Below are 17473 nucleotides of genomic sequence, written 5' to 3' on the forward strand. Positions count from 1 at the left end.
CTATTCTTAATACAGCCCCTCAACAGAAGGAAGATACGATGAAATGTTCAATTTGGCTTGGTGTATGCCTGTTTGCTGCCGCAACTCCTGTACTGGCCGCACAAACCTCCTGCGATACAGTCAAGGCCGACATTCAGCAAAAGATAATCAATAACGGTGTCCCTGAATCAGGCTTTAGCTTAACCATTGTTCCTAACGATCAAGCTGATAAGCCTGATGCTCAAGTTGTTGGACATTGTGGTAATGATACGCAAAAAATCCTTTATACGCGTACCAGCAGCGGAAACTATCCGGTAAGCGGAGGTAGTACGCAGGATGGGTCACAAAGTGAGCCACAGTAGTTATTAAAACGGATGTAGATCTCTAATGCATAGCAATTGGCAGGCAATCCGTAGAGAATGCGCGGCATAACTCGCGCAACAAGGAAGAGAATGATGTCTGAAACAACGCAACGACTGGCGGCTATCGCCCTGACGGGAAGAGTGCTCGGTGCGCTTTTTTATCAAGAACCCCAAAGTCGGGATGTTGCATCACTGTATGCCTCACTTCAGGACCCATCGTGGACTGAGCAATGGCCAGTGCAGCATGAAGAGCTGGCGAGTATCGCGCAGCGTATGGCGGAAGGTTTTAACTATGAACCAGAATCTTTGAGTGAAGCCTGGCAGCGGCTGTTCATCGGCCCGGATGCTCTACCCGCCTCGCCCTGGGGTTCGGTCTATCTCGATAAAGAACAAGTACTTTTTGGTGATTCGATGCTTGAGTTGCGCCGTTGGATGCGTAAAAACGACATCTCCAACGAGCAAGAAAGCAACGAACCCGAAGATCACTTCGGTTTGCTGCTGATGCTGGCCGCCTGGCTTGCTGAAGAAAGGCTACAGCCGAAAGTTGACGAACTTCTTGCCTGGCACATCCTGCCGTGGAGCGGGCGTTTCCTGGAGTTATTTATCGCCAATGCTGATCATCCGTTCTATCAGGCGTTAGGCGAATTAACTCGCCTGACACTTGCTGACTGGAGTAAGGGTTTGCAGATCCCTGTCGCACAAAAAGAGCTCTATTCCTAAGAATCTGAGTAACGGTGGATAGCGTTTGCGCTTATCCACCAACTATTTTTCCAATATCGAACCCCCGTATTTACCCCACATTATCCGATATTTACTCCCGATAACTTTTCATAAAAGTTACAACGTAACTTTATCCAGACACTTTTAAGACAATTCTTTACAACCATGTTTCAAGCGAGGCGGCACAAGGCTAACTCGTTAATTTACCCGCTAATCTTTGGCCTGGTAATTTCCCTATTTACTGGAATCATTCCCGCAGCGTTGCTATAGGTCAAAACACCCTGCCGACACAAGGCATAACAACAAGCGACCTCGAGGTTGCTATAACGTGCACCCAGGGAGACACACTGCAATGCATAATACATCCATCGTAAAACGCACTTTTTTTGGTGCACTGGCAATAATTGTCGTCCTCGGATTATTGATTTGGGGAATTGGCCCCGAAACCCTAATCGCTCGTAAAGTGGATTTGCTTTATCTCGGGCAACAACACTTAATTTTGGTGTTTAGCTCAATGGCTCTGGCTTTACTAGTGGGGATCCCCAGCGGAATTCTACTTAGTCGCCCTGTTGCTCGCCGTTTCGCTGAATATGCGATGCAAATATTTAACGTCGGAAATACCTTGCCTCCGTTGGCCGTCTTAGCGTTAGCGATGGTGTTTATCGGGATTGGTGACAAACCTGCAATAATCGCGCTATTCCTCGCCTCGCTGCTGCCAATTGTCCGCAATACCTACTCGGGTTTATCCGGCGTCCCTTCTTCGCTTATCGAAGCAGCCAACGGTATTGGTATGACTAAATGGCAACGCTTGCGCCAGATCGAGTTACCCAATGCATGGCCAGTCATGCTTTCAGGCATCCGTATCGCGACAGCAATTAACGTTGGTACTGCGCCGCTGGCGTTTTTGATAGGTGCCAGCAGTTACGGCGAGTTGATATTCCCGGGCATCTACCTCAATGATTTCCCGACGCTGATTTTGGGTGCAGCTGCCACAGCGCTCTTTGCCCTGATCCTTGATGTTGCACTCGCAGGTTTAGGGCGCGTGTTAAGCCCCCACACCGTGAAATAACAACAATAAAAAGGAGCCCGTCATGAAATCGTTTAAACCGCTACTTGCCGCACTCACCGCAACGTTTCTATTCGCAGGATCAGTAAAAGCCGAGCCTATCGTGCTGGCGACAAAAAGCTTTACCGAGCAACATATTTTGTCCGCCATGACCACACAGTACTTGCGTAAGAAAGGCTTCCAGGTAAAGCCACAGACCAACATTGCCACCGTAATTTCACGTAATGCGATGATCAACAAACAGGTGGATATGACCTGGGAATATACCGGCACATCTCTGATTATTTTTAACCATATCAACAAGCGAATGACTCCGCAGGAATCTTACGACACCGTCAAAAAACTGGATGCGAAACTGGGGTTGGTGTGGCTGAAACCGGCAGACATGAACAACACCTACGCCTTCGCGATGCAGCGTAAACGCGCTGAAGAAGAGAACATCAATACCATGTCGGAACTAGTGGCAAAAATTGAACAAGTCCGCAAAACAACCCCTGATAACAACTGGATGCTCGGTCTTGATCTGGAATTTGCCGGGCGAAGCGATGGCATGAAGCCTTTGCAGCAAGCCTACAACATGCCGCTCGACCGTCCACAGATCCGCCAGATGGACCCCGGCCTTGTTTATAACGCGGTGCGCGATGGGTTTGTGGATGCCGGGTTGATTTACACCACAGACGGGCGCGTAAAAGGTTTTGATCTGAAAGTGCTGGAAGACGATAAGGCCTTCTTCCCAAGTTATGCCGTGACGCCTGTTGTGCGTAAAGAGACATTAGCGGCAAACCCTGGGCTTGAAGAAGCTCTCAACACCCTCTCCGCCTCACTGAATAACGACGTGATATCTACTCTGAATGCCAAAGTGGATATCGACCATGAAACCCCACAAAAAGTTGCGCAAGAATTCCTGCAACAAAAAGGCTTGCTCTAAGGAGGCATCATGGAAACGTTACATTATATGATTGATAACGCAGGCTATCTCAGCAGCCTGACGCTACAACACTTGTGGCTAGTTTTGTTAGCTGTGGGGCTGGCGATAGTTATTGGCGTGCCGTTGGGCATTTTGATCGTGCGCCACAAATGGCTCGCCACACCGGTACTGGGTATCGCCACCATCGTGCTGACCATTCCTTCTATCGCACTGTTTGGTCTGATGATTCCGCTGTTTTCGCTGGTTGGACAAGGGATTGGCGTGTTCCCCGCCATTACCGCGGTCTTCCTCTATTCGTTATTGCCGATTGTGCGCAACACGCACACCGCATTAGATAGCCTGCCGCCCGGTTTACGCGAAGCGGGTCGTGGCATCGGCATGACCTTCTGGCAACGCCTGCGTTGGGTGGAAATCCCAATGGCTTTACCGGTGATTTTTGGTGGTATTCGTACCGCAGTGGTCATGAATATTGGCGTGATGGCGATTGCCGCGGTGATCGGTGCTGGGGGTTTAGGTTTGTTATTGCTAAACGGCATCGGCAGCAGCGACATCCGTATGTTGATTGCCGGTGCGGTGATGATTTGTGTTTTGGCTATTGTGCTTGATTGGTTACTGCACCGTTTACAAGTGGTGCTGACTCCTAAGGGGATCCGATAATGATTAAACTGGAAAATCTCACCAAACAGTTCGTTCAGAAGAACGGCCAAACATTTAACGCGGTTGATAACGTCAGCCTGAATGTGCCTGAAGGCGAAATGTGTGTACTGCTCGGCCCATCCGGCTGCGGCAAAACCACCACGCTGAAAATGATTAACCGCCTGATTGCCCCAACCTGCGGTAATATTCTGATTAACGGTAAAAATACTAACGAGCTGGATACCGTCACGCTGCGCCGCAATATTGGCTACGTTATCCAGCAAATCGGCCTGTTCCCGAATATGACGATTGAAGAAAACATTACCGTCGTGCCACGGATGCTGGGTTGGGATAAAGCACGCTGTAAAGCACGCGCCAGTGAATTAATGAGTATGGTGGCGCTCGACCCTAACCGTTTCCTGAATCGCTACCCGCGTGAGATGTCTGGCGGGCAGCAACAACGTATTGGCGTGATCCGAGCACTGGCGGCGGATCCTCCGGTGCTGCTGATGGACGAGCCGTTTGGTGCGGTCGACCCAATCAACCGTGAAGCGATACAGAATGAATTTCTGGAAATGCAACGTCAGTTGAAGAAAACCGTCATGCTGGTCAGCCATGATATTGATGAAGCACTGAAATTGGGTGACCGTATCGCCGTGTTCCGTCAGGGTAAAATTGTGCAATGTGCCAGCCCCGATGAACTATTAGCTAAGCCTGCCAATGAATTTGTGGGGTCGTTTGTGGGTCAGGACCGCACCTTGAAACGCCTCTTGTTGGTTCAGGCTGGTGATGTGACCGACCAACAACCGACAATTACCGCGCGTGAGTCCACACCGTTAGCGGAAGCCTTCTCTACCATGGATGATAACGACATGCGCTCGATAACCGTGGTGGATGGTGAAGGTAAGCCATTAGGCTTTGTGAAGCGCCGCGAAGCGCGTGGTGCCATCGGTTCATGCTCTGAGTTACTGCATCCTTTCCGCGTGACCGGGCGTGCGGAAGATAACTTGCGAATCGTGCTATCGAAACTCTACGAGCACAACATGGTGTGGATGCCGATTACTGACGAAGATGGCCGCTACAGCGGTGAAATTTCGCAAGATTATATCGCCGATTACCTCAGTTCAGGCCGCACCCGCCGGGCGCTGAATATTTCATAGTTCAATGTAGTTTAATAACGCCAGCGCCACTCAACCCATAGGGTCGGATGAGCGCCAGCGACATCCGAAAAAACAGCAACAAACGGTGGATGACGCTAACGCTCATCCACCTTACAATGCTTTGATGCGCCATCTAAACCACTTCCCCGATATGAAAGGCATGCTTCGACGGCTAATATTCGCCGTCTGGATTGGCGTTGCCTCTGCATTGGTAGTCTGGCTGTTTCGCCAGTCAATGTATTTCCTTGAAGGCCTTTTCCTTGGCGATCATAGTGGAAGCCTGGTTGCCGCAGCCGCCGCATTACCGCCGTGGCGTAGATTACTCACACCGGCTATGGGTGGTTTACTTGCGGGGACACTCCTTTGGGGCTGGCAACGCGCCACGCGCCAGCGCCCTTCTGCACCCACAGACTATATGGAAGCCATAGAGACCGGCGACGGGCGTCTTGATGTATCTGCAAGTCTGGTCAAATCAGCCGCGTCACTGATTGTGGTAGCAAGCGGCAGTGCCATTGGCCGTGAAGGGGCTATGGTGCTACTGGCCACCGTTTTTGCTTCGGTATTTGCCCAGCGTTTCTCAAATAAAGATGAATGGAAATTGTGGGTCGCCTGCGGTGCCGCCGCCGGGATGGCAAGTGCCTACCATGCACCGCTGGCAGGTAGTTTGTTTATCGCAGAGATTCTGTTTGGCACGTTGATGCTTGCCTCGCTAGGCCCAGTCGTGATTGCCGCCGTCAGCGCCTTGTTGATGACTCATTTACTCAATGACGAACAAGCGTTGTTGTATACCGTGCGAGCGTTAAGCGCTCCGCAGCCTATACAGTATTTGTTGATGGCCACGTTTGGCCTGCTTGCCGGTCTTGCCGGGCCGCTGTTTCTTTGGCTGATGTCACACAGCAGTAAACTGTTCCAGCGCTTGCATTTAATGCCTCCGTTACAGCTTGCGTTAGGAGGTTTGCTGGTTGGGCTGCTTTCACTTATTACGCCATTGGTTTGGGGAAATGGTTATAGCGTAGTGCAATCGTTCCTCTCGCAGCCCCCGGCACTACTGTTTGTCGCAGGCATTTTGGTCTACAAACTGGCGGCAGTACTGGCAAGCAGCGGTTCTGGTGCACCAGGAGGTGTCTTTACGCCAACGCTATTTGTAGGAGCGGCACTGGGAATGGTGGTGGGTCAATGGTTTGGAATCTGGGCGTGGAGTGGCGATAGTATTGCTATTTTGCTGGCATTAACCGGAATGGCAACGCTTTTAGCGGCGACCACTCATGCACCGATTATGTCCACATTGATGGTTTGTGAAATGACCGGGGAGTTTACATTACTCCCCGGTTTACTGCTGGCGTGCGTAATTGCTTCTGCGCTTTCGCGCTGGTTACGCCCGCAAACGGTCTACAGTCAGAACGCTGCTAAGACGGGATAAATCGATATAGTTTGCCAGTTCACGCTGTTCTGCTCGTGGCAAATATGGCAGTTCGCCCACCAGCGGCGCAGGCAATTTCTTGCTTAATACGTCGATGATTTCTGCGTAGTGCGCAAGGCCGGGATTGATACGGTTTGCTACCCAACCAATCAGCGGCAAGCCATCATTGGCAATCGCCTGAGCGGTCAGCAAGGCATGATTGATACACCCTTCCTGAATCCCGACCACCATTAACACCGGTAACTGTTCCTGAACCACCCACTCCGATAATGGACGTAAGTCGTTCATCAGGCTGCGCCAACCGCCAGTGCCTTCGACAACGACATGATCCACCTGCCCGGCCAAACGCTGTAGCCCATCAGACAGCAGCGAATAGTTAATCTGGCAGTTATGGCTCACGCTGCTTTCTTCTTCGCTAAGAGCGATAGGATTGATGGCTTCATAAGGTAAATTGACAGTGGAAACGCTTTGTAGAACTAACGCGTCTTTGTTGCGTAGGCCCTCTGGCGTCTCTTTACTGCCTTTGGCTACCGGCTTATAGCCGACGACACTTTTGCCACTGGCTGCAAGAGCCTGCAACAAGGCGCGAGAAACCACAGTCTTCCCGACTGCAGTATCGGTACCCGTTATAAAGAAACGCGTAAGCATGACTAACTCCCAATGCAATGCTTTAAATACCCATCAAACTTCAGGTTGCAGGTGCGTTTATCGCCCGCCTGCAACTCGAAATATTTTGGGTATGAGTGATTAAAAATTGAATAGTTCAGGAGTGAAAGTCTAAAAGAATAGTTATTCGACCAGATTGAGATAGCGCAATTTTTAGTGGATCAGGCAATGACATTAGCCTTGCAGCAAGCGAATCAATAACGAACCGTTATACATTGCATCTTTTACCAACGCCGCTCCCGCCATAGTTCCGCGATGATTGTACTGGGTACTTTCAACAATCATATGCTCGCTATACGCCGGTAATGCCTGCTGGCGAATGCAATTAGTGATTGCCGGATGCAGAATATCTGCGGCTCGGTTAAACGGGGAACCAATCAGGATTTTTTGCGGATGGAACAGATTCACCATTATCGCAAGAATACGGCCGACATTGGTGCCAATACCAAGAATGATATCTTTCGCTAATAGATCGCCACTTAATGCAGCGTCACACAGAGATTCGACTGTCAGAGGTTGTTCATGCAGCATGGAACCCATCGACTGGCTCATGCGAAGCTGTGCCAACTCAAGCACGCTGTCGATACTGGCAATCGTTTCCAGGCAACCGTGATTACCGCAATAACAACGTTTGCCGTAAGGATCAACTTGCGTATGGCCAATTTCAACCAGGCTACTACTGCCCGCATGGAGCAGGCGTCCATCGGTAATCACGCCAGCACCGACGTTATTATCAATAACAACCTGAATCACATCACGAGCACCTTTTGAGGCGCCAAACAGCCCTTCAGCCATCGTCCAGGCACTGATGTCGTGCTGAATGTAGACCGGCACACCGGTGTAGTTTTCCAGAATCTCACCGAGCGGCATATCGCAGACTTCATAAAACGGCATCCGATGCACTATGCCACGCTTGGTGTCGATAATTCCGGGCATGGTGATAGCTATCGCCGTCAGGCGTTCAAGCTTTTGCTGATGGCGGATAAAGAACTGGTCAATCTGCGCGATGATGCGTTCAATAAGAGGTTGTGAGTCATTAACAGCAAGGCCAACCGTATCTTCAACTATCAGCTTGCTGCTTAAATCATGTAGGCCAAGGGAGATTTCCCCACGGCTAATACGCACAGACAAGTAGTGCCATGCTTCAGTTTCCAGCATCAAGCCCACAGCTGGACGCCCGCGGCTGCCGGGGTCTTGAATTTCGGTTTCCTGCACCAGATGAGCTTCAATCATTTCACGAACAATTTTCGTGATGCTGGCAGGCGCAAGTTGCGCCAGGCGAGAAAGATCGATGCGCGACACCGGCCCATGGGTATCAATCAAGCGATAAACTACGCCCGCATTGGTTTGCTTGATCTGATCAATATGGCCCGGTTGACTATCAGCAACCACTTGCGACTCCCTTTATTTTCGCGCTTCGAAATAAACTTTGGGCTATGGTGAAACACTTCAAGTGAAGGAGTCAAATATTTAGGTAGGGTTGTGATTTACCGCACATAATCTGCTGTATTAACCGCCTTTTAACGTCGTTATTGACTCAGTGAGCAGCGCGCAGATGCGAAGTGCCGCCGCAGAAAGTTCACGATGTTTTGGCCATACCAGCCACATTTCAGATTGCGCTTCCGGTTCATCAATTGGCAGCCACACCACTTCCGATAGACGGACACGCTTAAATGACGCCGGAAGTATAGAAACCCCTAACCCGGCGGACACCAGCCCTATAATGGTCATGGCCTCGCCCACTTCCTGGGTGATGTAGGGTGAAATACCATGGCGTTGCAGTAGGCCGAGAATATCCTCATACAGCCCCGTCCCAACAAGTGGGTCAAAGAAGACAAAAGGTTCATGTGCCAGCTGTTGCAGAGAAACTTTTGAACATTGAGCCAGCGGGTGGTCACGATGCACCATTGCCAGTAGTGGCTCACGTAGAACCAGACTCCAGGCGAGCGTATCCGGAAGCCGAGTGTTGCGCATTAAACCGAGTTCGAGTTCGCCGTCGTTTAACGGAGCAATTTGCTCGCGTGTGTTAATTTCCCGCATCTGGAGATGAACGTACGGGTAGCTGCGGCGAAAAGTCGAAAGGCTATCAGATACCGTTTTAATAAACGGAGCAGATGAGGTGAAACCAATACGCAACTCGCCGGTTTCGCCTTGATGAAGTCTCGCTGCGCGCCCTGCAGCTATATCAACCTGGTTTAAAATCTGCCTGGCATCTTGCAGAAATTGGCTGCCTGCGGCGGTCAGGTTTACGCTGCGATTGGTTCTCGCCAGTAGACGAGCGCCAATTTGCTGTTCAAGGATTTGAATTTGCTGGCTCAAAGGTGGCTGAGAGATACGTAAACGCGCGGCAGCTCGCCCAAAATGCAGCTCTTCTGCCACTGCAATAAAGTAGCGCAGGTGACGCAATTCAATATTCATACTTTAAAAATATCAATTGAGATTATTAATATATTAGACAGAACATTTACAGTTTTCTACTCTGAAAACAAGATTTCATTTTTGTATTTTTAAGGATCCATTTTGAGCCGTACAACCCTCGTCAACACAGCCCCGGCAGCAGATGTTGACGAAAGACGTTCTCCCCAGCCTGTCATATACATTAAGCGTGGTTCACCTCAGTTTATGCGAGTTACACTCGCGCTCTTTTCCGCAGGACTTGCCACCTTCGCGCTGCTTTATTGTGTACAACCGATACTGCCGGTTCTGTCCCATGAATTTGGGGTTTCACCAGCCAGTAGCAGTATTTCGTTATCTGTTTCTACCGCCATGCTGGCGATTGGGCTGCTCTTTACTGGCCCGCTGTCTGATGCCATTGGTCGTAAGCCCGTGATGGTTACCGCGCTGCTACTCGCGTCATGCTGCACGCTGCTTTCAACCATGATGACAAGTTGGCACGGCATATTAGTGATGCGCGCCTTGATTGGCCTGTCTCTTAGTGGAGTAGCTGCGGTCGGCATGACATATCTGAGTGAAGAAATTCACCCAAGCGTGGTGGCCTTTTCGATGGGGCTATATATCAGCGGAAACTCCATTGGCGGTATGAGTGGACGTCTGTTAAGCGGCGTGATTACCGACTTCTTTAACTGGCGTATCGCTGTCGCAGCCATTGGTTGCTTCGCGCTGGCATCAGCACTTATGTTCTGGAAAATATTACCGGCATCAAAACATTTTCGCCCTTCTTCGCTGCGGCCAAAAACCCTCTTTATTAACTTCCGTCTGCACTGGCGCGATCAGGGTCTGCCGCTCTTATTTGCTCAAGGTTTTTTACTGATGGGCGCGTTCGTCACGCTGTTTAATTATATTGGATATCGTTTGATGCAAGGCCCCTGGTTTTTAAGTCAGGCGGTGGTGGGGTTGCTGTCCGTGGCCTATTTAACCGGCACCTGGAGTTCGCCAAAAGCCGGGGCAATGACAGCCAAATTTGGCCGTGGTCCGGTAATGATATTTTCCACTGCGGTGATGTTATTAGGTCTGGTGCTTACCGTCTTCTCCCCCCTCATCACTATCTTTGCAGGAATGCTGCTCTTTTCTGCAGGATTCTTCGCCGCACACTCAGTCGCCAGCGGCTGGATTGGCCCGCGAGCTAAACGTGCTAAAGGGCAAGCCTCGTCACTCTATTTGTTCAGCTATTATCTCGGTTCAAGTCTTGCCGGGACGCTCGGCGGTGTTTTCTGGCACCAGTTTGGCTGGTCGGGAGTCGCGAGTTTTATCGGCTCACTTTTAGTCATCTCATTACTGGTAGGGACGCGTTTGCATCATCGCGCACAATAACCCCGTTACGGCCTCGTTTTCGGGATGGCTTTTTGCTATTTTCGCAGCGTAAACCATCTCTTATGAGGCCCTATGGAAAAGCAAAACTACAATCATCTCACCCGCACCTTCCAGCGTCTTTCACGTTTTGATCATCTTTCAGCCATCGCTGGCTGGGATATGTTTACCAATATGCCACCGAACGGCAGCACCGCACGCGGCGAAGCCCTGGCTGAACTGAGTGTTTTGCAGCACCAAATTCTGACCGATAAAAAAATCGCCACGCTATTGCAAGCTGCGGTTCAGGAAAATTTGAATGATGTTGAACGTGCAAACCTGCGCGAAATGACACGTCAGTATCAAGAAGCCATTCTATTACCAGCATCACTGGTAGAAGAAAAATCTCTGGTTGGAACGCGCTGTGAACATGGCTGGCGAACGCAACGCCCAGCCAACGATTGGCAGGGTTTTTCCACCAATTTAAAAGAAGTGGTTCGTGTTAGCCGTGAAGAGGCGAAACTGCGCGCCGAAGCAAAGGGGAAATCCCCGTACGACGCGTTGTTAGACATTTATGAACCCGGGATGAGCAGCGCTAAACTCGACGTTCTGTTTGGTGACTTGCGCACCTGGCTGCCAGATCTGTTGCAGAAAGTTGTCGATAAACAAGCAAAAGAGTCGGTGATAACACCTGTCGGCCCCTTCACTACGCAAGACCAGCGCGAGCTTGGCCTGGAAACCATGAAGCTATTGGGCTTTGATTTTAACGGCGGCCGGCTTGATGTTAGCGCACATCCATTTTGTGGTGGCGTCCCGGAAGATGTACGCATTACCACGCGTTACGATGAAAGCGATCTGGTCAGCGCACTGTTTGGTGTTATCCACGAAACAGGCCATGCGCGTTACGAGCAAAACCTGCCACGTGAATGGCTCGGCCAGCCTGTTGCTCTGGCGCGTTCCACGGCGATTCATGAGTCGCAAAGTCTCTTCTTTGAGATGCAATTGGGCAGAAGCAAAGAGTTCCTTAAACTGTTGCTACCGATGGTTACGGCACGCTTTGGCAAACAGCCTGCATTTGAAAGCACAAACTTTACTGCCGTGAACCAGCGTGTTGAGCGTGGTTTTATCCGCGTTGATGCGGATGAAGTCAGCTATCCGGCCCACGTTGTTTTACGCTATGAAATTGAGCGTGCGCTGATTGATGGCGAAATTGAAGTGGAAGACATCCCTGCACTGTGGGATGAAAAAATGCAGCAATGGTTGGGACTTTCTACCAAAGATAACTTCCGCAATGGCTGTATGCAGGATATTCACTGGACTGACGGTGCTTTCGGTTACTTCCCCTCATACACACTGGGTGCAATGTATGCCGCTCAACTGTTCAATGCAGCAAAATGCGCATTGCCACAGCTTGATAGCGATATTGCACAAGGAAACTTCAGCGCATTGTTCGACTGGTTACGTCAGAATATCTGGCAACACGGTAGCAGATTCACAACGTCTGAATTGATTACCAATGCAACGGGGGAAGACCTTAACCCATTGTATTTCCGTAAGCATTTAGAAGCGCGTTACCTTTAATCTCTGCAACTTTTTGCGCCCTGTATAATTCGTATTGTAGAAACGCGGCAAGCGTGTGAATCCCCAGCAGCATAAATAACTATGTGGCTGGGTGAACGCACCTAGCCAACGCATCAACAATTCGAAGTATGACGGGCGCATTGTACAATCCGTTACACGCCGATACTAATCACTCACTGAACGCATTGATCCATAAGTCTATAGTTCATCTCAACGGCCCCGCAGGGCTTCAAACAAACATAAATTCAAACATGAATTGAGGATGTCGAGATGAATAAAGTATTAGCTCTGGTTGTTGCCGCTGCAATGGGTCTGTCTTCTGCTGCTTTCGCTGCTGAAACTACTGCGACCCCAGCTCCTGCTACCACTTCTGCTGCAGCTAAAGCTCCTGCTGCAAAAACCACTCATCATAAAAAACACAAAAAAGCCGCTACCGAGCAGAAAGCACAAGCCGCTAAAAAACACAAAAAAGAAGTGAAGAAAACTGAAGCAGCAAAACCTGCCCAGACCGAACAGAAAGCTCAGGCTGCTAAAAAACACAAAAAAGCAGTAACTAAAACTGAAGCGGCAAAACCAGCTGCACAGAAAGCCCAGGCTGCTAAAAAGCATCACAAAAAACCTGCCGCTAAAACTGAAGCAGCAAAACCTGCAACTCAGCCAGCTGCATAAGGTTATCGGGGCAAACCCGAGAGCATAGCCACACTAAAAACACCCGGTTCGCCGGGTGTTTACTTCCGGAGTCTGGATGATGTTGCGACGCTACAGCTTTGAAATCATCCTCACGCTGCTTATTCTTTGCGGCATTATTACGCTAAGCTTCTGGCTGTAATGACTTTTTACTCCCACTTTTTGTGCGACCCGTCTATAGTTAGTCCATTCGCTGGGTTTATATAACAATCAAAATTAATCGCCCCACAGAGAGTGATATGCGCAAAAAAGTTGTGATGTTGTTAGGTGTACTGTGCTTGTTACCTGCCCTTTCTCATGCCGATGACGAAAGTGCTGCAAATGTCAAAACGCTATTTTTTGGCAAGGATGACCGCACAAGAGTGAATGATCCCGCAACACCGCCGTGGGATGCTATCGGTCAGCTTGAGACGGCCAGCGGTAATCTTTGCACCGCGACCTTAATTTCTCCTCACCTGGCACTTACCGCCGGGCACTGTTTGCTACAACCCCCCCATGGGAAACCCGATAAAGCCATCGCTCTGCGCTTTGTGTCTAATAAGGGCAAATGGCGTTATGAAATTCATGATATTGAAGGCCGGGTTGAATCTACGCTGGGTCGTCGCCTTAAACCTGATGGTGACGGTTGGATTGTTCCCGCCAGTGCAGCACCTCATGATTTTGGCCTGATTATTTTGCACAACCCGCCTTCCGGCATCACGCCGTTGCCATTGTTTGAGGGCGACCGTGACGCACTCACCGAAGCGCTAAAAAATCAGAATCGTAAAGTTACACAGTCAGGTTATCCCGAGGATCATCTTGACGATCTCTATACTCATAACGATTGTTTGATTACCGGTTGGGCACAGAAAACCGTTCTGTCGCATCAGTGCGATACGTTACCCGGTGATAGTGGTTCGCCGTTGATGTTAAAAACGGACAATGGCTGGCAGTTGATTGCGGTACAAAGCTCGGCGCCTGCGGCTAAAGACCGATATCGTGCAGATAATCGCGCAATTTCTGTGACCGGTTTTCGTGACCAGCTACAGAGTTTAGCCAGCCAATAATCTCACCGCCGGGTTTCGCACCCGGCGGTTTTCTTTTAGGCCAGTTTGATAAGCACCATGCCGGCTAGCAATAAAACCAGCCCCACCCAACCTTTGCGGTTAAGACGCTGGCCAAACAAAATCCAGCCAGCCGCCACGGTGGCGATAATGCCGAAGCCACCCCATAGTGCATAAGCTACAGACAGTTCAATTCCTTTTACTGCCTGCCCCAGCGCACTAAAGGCTGCCAGAACCGCACACAGCGACAATATGCCGTAGCCAAAACGGCGAAACCCGTCAGAGTGTTTCAAGAAAATATTCGCGGCAATTTCTAACACGATCGCCAGGAGCAGCCATAGCGCGTGAACCCATTCAAATGATTGCATGTTCGCTCTCCTTTGCTGGTTTTACCGTTCGCGTTTTTTTAGCGCTGGTTCCCGATTTAATCAAAGCGATCCCCACAACCAACGTGGTCAGACCGATGATTTTCATTAGTGAGATTGATTCGTCGAACAACAGAACACTGAAAAGGGTAATAAATAAAATACCAATTCCTTCCCACATGGCATACGCGACGCCAAGAGCGATTTTTTTAACCGAAAATGATAATAAAATATAAGATAAGGTGATCATAAACAGCATAAAAATATAGCCGAGATTATCATCACTGACGCTGGACCATTTCATGGATAAGGTGCCCGTAATTTCGGCAACAATAGCCAATGCTAATAAAATCCAATAGATCATGATTTCTCTCCGATAGAGAAAATAGCCGTTCCACAGCTTGCAAATACGCCATAAATAGCAGGCAAGCCGAATAAAAAATGCGTTTATTTATCCCGGGATAATTCGGGATTCAGGAAGGCAGATCTACAGCGCGTTGCGCCAGTGTTGTTCACCAGAAAGCGAAAATGAAGCACAGAAAGACGGGGCTTGAAGGGTTATTAACGTTCTGAACAGCTTGTTCGTAAGCATAATGTCCATAATTTTCACAACGTATCCGCGGTGTTGCTTCTCATCAGTTGCGGATAGTAAATTGTCCTCAGTAGTCAAACACGCTGAATTTGTACCATATTTTGGAAGGTGTCTAACTTCCCTTTTCAATTCTTTACGCTTGGGTAGCAAAAAAAATAAGTGTATACCCCTCCTTTCCCCACCCGTACTATATACACAATTAAGGAACGGACTATTCTGATGGAGACCGTCAATAATGGCAAAACCCATTATTACGTTAAGTGGATTAAAAGCAGTCATTATGTTGGGGATGCTGGTCATCATCCTTGTGGGTATAAAAGTGGCTGCCGAGATCATCGTGCCATTTATTCTGGCACTGTTTATTGCCATTATCCTCAACCCAATGATTCGTCGTCTGGAGCGCATTCGAGTCCCGCGTGTGCTGGCGATTAGCTTTGTCATTTCAGTGATTATTTTCTTCATGGCCGTGCTACTCGCCTACCTGGGAACCACGCTTAATGAGCTGACGCGTACGCTACCGCAATATCGGTCATTATTAATCTCCCCTCTGCAAACACTGGACCCGTGGCTGCAACGAGTCGGGATATCTGTGTCGGTGGATGAACTGGTTAAATATATCGACCCTAACGCGGCAATGACGCTCGTCACGAGTCTTATCACTCAGCTTTCCAACGCGATGACTTCAATCTTTTTGCTGCTGCTGACCGTAGTATTTATGTTGATTGAAGTACCGCAATTGCCGGTAAAACTTCAACAATTGATGTCCCGACCGGAAGAAGGTATGGGGGCTATCCAGCGAGCTTTGGACAGCGTCAGCCATTATCTGGTGCTAAAAACCGCTATCAGCCTGGTGACGGGGTTGGTGGTGTGGATAATGTTAGCCACGCTGGATGTGCGTTTTGCCTTTGTCTGGGGGCTACTCGCCTTCTCACTCAACTATATTCCCAATATCGGCTCAGTTCTGGCAGCAATCCCGCCGGTTGCACAAGTACTGGTATTTAGTGGGCTGTACGATGCACTGCTTGTCGTCGCCGGTTATCTGGCCATCAATCTTGTGTTTGGCAATATCATCGAACCACGCATGATGGGACGCGGATTGGGTTTATCCACTCTGGTGGTTTTCTTATCTTTGATTTTTTGGGGCTGGCTGCTAGGCCCGGTGGGAATGCTACTGTCGGTTCCACTCACTATCGCGGTGAAAATAGCACTGGAACAAAACGAAGGTGGCAGAAGTATAGCCGTGCTATTGAGTGATGTAACAAAAAACTAAGAGCAAGAGCCGCCTGGCAAACAGAGCGGCCTTGAAACAAACTACATACTGTAGCCGGGTTTTTTGGCCAAAGTATCCAGTGCTGGTGCGATCTCTTTATCGTAGACATCCTCTTTCCAGCGATCTTTCTGGATAGGGGTTAAGGCAACAGAGAGCGACTCGTCAGATGAATTAAAGTGCTTCTTAAGCACGGCACAAATATCCGCAGCAAGCGCCTCTTTTTGTTCTTCAGTCAACTCGCGCGGGAAGTGTTTTACGGTGATGTGCGGCACAAAAAATCTCCTTTAAAATGGCGAATTCTATTCATACGTTAAAACATCAGGTTATAGCAACAGAAAATCATTTGGGGCAAATAGCGGTAAACTCCGCAACGCTCATGCCGTGCTGCCCATGGTCCAGACGCAAGCCAAACTTTTCTTGCAGTAGCTGATACGTTGCTCGCTCGTCCCCTATTTCCTCGCGTTGCTCACCGCTAAACTGTCGGTCACTCAGCGTTAACGTCGTGCCATCGGTTTTATGCAAACACACCATTAAATGATGGCGGAAATACGACTCGGGCCATGTCGAAACATAGTGATTAGCGACCTGAAAGTCACTGAAATATTGTGGTTGCAGATCAAACCGATACAGAGGCATCCAGCCATCTGGTTGTTTGATACTCAACAAGTAATCGCTCTCCAGATGCGTTAAGCGATAGACGCCGTGCGCCGTAGGCTGTTCAACATCAGTTTCCAGCCGCAAAGGGGAAGTCAGCGTTTTCCCACCAAATCCTACATCGGCCAGATAACGCTGTTGATTTATCGACACCAGCAATAGGCGGTGCGTTCTTGGTGGCATCTCAGGCGGTTGCGTTATCAACACTCTCGCCGCCAGGTCTTCCACCTCAAAACCGATATCTTCGAGCGCTGCGCGCAGTAAGGCATTCTGCTCATAGCAATAACCTCCTCGCCCAGCGACGACAAGCTTTTCAAAAACATTATCCAGTTCAAGCCTGATGGTACGTCCCAGTAACACATCTAAATTTTCGAAAGGAATGGAACAGGTATGCAGCAGATGAATACGTTGCAAAGTCTCTAAGGTGGGTACGGCTTTCGCCTGAAAACCAATACGCGCAAAATAGGTTTGTCGCTCAAAAGTCATCATCTCAACCTCTTAAAATCCGATGTCTTCACTATAAAGCGTTTTTTTCAGGGCAAATGATCGATAATGCTCTGGCCACAACAGGCCTGTAGACTATTCCCCTGAAATTGA

Annotated in this window: 21 protein-coding genes; 13 read left to right on the forward strand and 8 right to left on the reverse strand. The window is 49.3% G+C overall.

The window, feature by feature from the left end:
• Positions 1-38 precede the first annotated feature (38 nt).
• From IX31_RS03670 to clcB, 7 genes are all read left to right on the forward strand, one after another.
• Positions 39-341, forward strand: a complete 303-nt coding sequence (locus tag IX31_RS03670; protein WP_034455798.1) for a DUF1161 domain-containing protein — start codon at positions 39-41, stop codon at positions 339-341.
• 90 nt (positions 342-431) lie between these two features.
• The gene (gene dmsD, locus IX31_RS03675; protein WP_034455799.1) at positions 432-1061 is read left to right on the forward strand and encodes a Tat proofreading chaperone DmsD; all 630 of its coding nucleotides are present in this window, start codon (positions 432-434) and stop codon (positions 1059-1061) included.
• A gap of 352 nt (positions 1062-1413) precedes the next feature.
• Entirely contained in the window at positions 1414-2130 is a 717-nt protein-coding gene (gene osmY, locus IX31_RS03680) for an osmoprotectant ABC transporter permease OsmY (RefSeq protein ID WP_034455800.1), read from the forward strand.
• A 22-nt stretch (positions 2131-2152) separates the two neighbouring features.
• Entirely contained in the window at positions 2153-3055 is a 903-nt protein-coding gene (osmX, locus tag IX31_RS03685) for an osmoprotectant ABC transporter substrate-binding protein OsmX (RefSeq protein WP_034455801.1), read from the forward strand.
• Positions 3056-3064: 9 nt separating this feature from the next.
• On the forward strand, positions 3065-3712 hold the full coding sequence (gene osmW / locus IX31_RS03690; RefSeq protein WP_034455802.1) for an osmoprotectant ABC transporter permease OsmW: 648 nt from the start codon (positions 3065-3067) through the stop codon (positions 3710-3712).
• Positions 3712-4851, forward strand: coding sequence for an osmoprotectant ABC transporter ATP-binding protein OsmV (osmV, locus tag IX31_RS03695; protein WP_034455804.1), 1140 nt, complete (start codon positions 3712-3714; stop codon positions 4849-4851). The genes osmW and osmV overlap by 1 nt, the downstream gene beginning before the upstream one ends.
• 124 nt (positions 4852-4975) lie before the next feature.
• Complete coding sequence (clcB, locus tag IX31_RS03700) at positions 4976-6271, forward strand: voltage-gated ClC-type chloride channel ClcB (RefSeq protein WP_034457136.1); 1296 nt, start codon at positions 4976-4978, stop codon at positions 6269-6271.
• Here clcB and bioD read toward each other — a convergent pair.
• The 3 genes from bioD to IX31_RS03715 form a co-directional block, all read right to left on the reverse strand.
• Positions 6224-6919 carry a dethiobiotin synthase gene (gene bioD, locus IX31_RS03705; RefSeq protein WP_034455805.1) on the reverse strand — a complete coding sequence of 232 codons (696 nt, stop codon included), beginning with the start codon at positions 6917-6919 and terminating at the stop codon, positions 6224-6226. The genes clcB and bioD overlap by 48 nt on opposite strands.
• Before the next feature lie 192 nt (positions 6920-7111).
• Positions 7112-8329 carry a sugar metabolism global transcriptional regulator Mlc gene (gene mlc, locus IX31_RS03710; RefSeq protein WP_034455806.1) on the reverse strand — a complete coding sequence of 406 codons (1218 nt, stop codon included), beginning with the start codon at positions 8327-8329 and terminating at the stop codon, positions 7112-7114.
• Between the two features lie 117 nt (positions 8330-8446).
• Complete coding sequence (locus IX31_RS03715) at positions 8447-9355, reverse strand: LysR family transcriptional regulator (RefSeq protein WP_034455807.1); 909 nt, start codon at positions 9353-9355, stop codon at positions 8447-8449.
• Between the two features lie 102 nt (positions 9356-9457).
• On the opposite strand from IX31_RS03715, the gene IX31_RS03720 reads away from it, so the two are divergent.
• The 5 genes from IX31_RS03720 to IX31_RS03735 all read left to right on the forward strand — a co-directional run bounded on the left by IX31_RS03720 (position 9458) and on the right by IX31_RS03735 (position 13998).
• Positions 9458-10708 (forward strand): MFS transporter, encoded by a 1251-nt coding sequence (locus IX31_RS03720; protein WP_034455809.1) that lies wholly within the window; start codon positions 9458-9460, stop codon positions 10706-10708.
• A gap of 72 nt (positions 10709-10780) precedes the next feature.
• Positions 10781-12265: a carboxypeptidase M32 gene (locus IX31_RS03725; RefSeq protein WP_034455810.1), complete on the forward strand. Its 1485-nt coding sequence runs from the start codon at positions 10781-10783 to the stop codon at positions 12263-12265.
• Between the two features lie 270 nt (positions 12266-12535).
• Positions 12536-12934, forward strand: coding sequence for an acid resistance repetitive basic protein Asr (gene asr / locus IX31_RS03730; protein ID WP_034455811.1), 399 nt, complete (start codon positions 12536-12538; stop codon positions 12932-12934).
• 55 nt (positions 12935-12989) lie between these two features.
• Positions 12990-13094, forward strand: a complete 105-nt coding sequence (ydgU, locus tag IX31_RS23850; RefSeq protein ID WP_456061802.1) for a small membrane protein YdgU — start codon at positions 12990-12992, stop codon at positions 13092-13094.
• A gap of 97 nt (positions 13095-13191) precedes the next feature.
• Entirely contained in the window at positions 13192-13998 is an 807-nt protein-coding gene (locus IX31_RS03735) for a trypsin-like serine peptidase (RefSeq protein WP_034455812.1), read from the forward strand.
• A gap of 35 nt (positions 13999-14033) precedes the next feature.
• On the opposite strand, the gene mdtI is transcribed toward IX31_RS03735, so the two are convergent.
• The 3 genes from mdtI to IX31_RS23855 form a co-directional block, all read right to left on the reverse strand.
• Complete coding sequence (gene mdtI, locus IX31_RS03740) at positions 14034-14363, reverse strand: multidrug/spermidine efflux SMR transporter subunit MdtI (RefSeq protein WP_034455813.1); 330 nt, start codon at positions 14361-14363, stop codon at positions 14034-14036.
• Positions 14350-14727, reverse strand: a complete 378-nt coding sequence (mdtJ, locus tag IX31_RS03745) for a multidrug/spermidine efflux SMR transporter subunit MdtJ (RefSeq protein WP_122973983.1) — start codon at positions 14725-14727, stop codon at positions 14350-14352. Before mdtJ ends, mdtI begins: the two co-directional genes overlap by 14 nt.
• A gap of 120 nt (positions 14728-14847) precedes the next feature.
• Entirely contained in the window at positions 14848-15288 is a 441-nt protein-coding gene (locus IX31_RS23855; RefSeq protein ID WP_479682195.1) for a protein YdgV, read from the reverse strand.
• On the opposite strand from IX31_RS23855, the gene IX31_RS03750 reads away from it, so the two are divergent.
• Positions 15188-16222 (forward strand): AI-2E family transporter, encoded by a 1035-nt coding sequence (locus IX31_RS03750; protein ID WP_034455816.1) that lies wholly within the window; start codon positions 15188-15190, stop codon positions 16220-16222. The two genes, IX31_RS23855 and IX31_RS03750, sit on opposite strands and share 101 nt — an antisense overlap.
• A 41-nt stretch (positions 16223-16263) precedes the next feature.
• Here IX31_RS03750 and pptA read toward each other — a convergent pair whose 3' ends face one another.
• The gene (gene pptA, locus IX31_RS03755) at positions 16264-16494 is read right to left on the reverse strand and encodes a tautomerase PptA (RefSeq protein ID WP_034455817.1); all 231 of its coding nucleotides are present in this window, start codon (positions 16492-16494) and stop codon (positions 16264-16266) included.
• Positions 16495-16561: 67 nt separating this feature from the next.
• On the reverse strand, positions 16562-17365 hold the full coding sequence (locus tag IX31_RS03760; RefSeq protein ID WP_241767161.1) for an arylamine N-acetyltransferase family protein: 804 nt from the start codon (positions 17363-17365) through the stop codon (positions 16562-16564).
• Positions 17366-17473: the final 108 nt, after the last annotated feature.

It is taken from the genome of Buttiauxella noackiae (genome assembly GCF_000737905.1).
Lineage (GTDB): Bacteria > Pseudomonadota > Gammaproteobacteria > Enterobacterales > Enterobacteriaceae > Buttiauxella > Buttiauxella noackiae.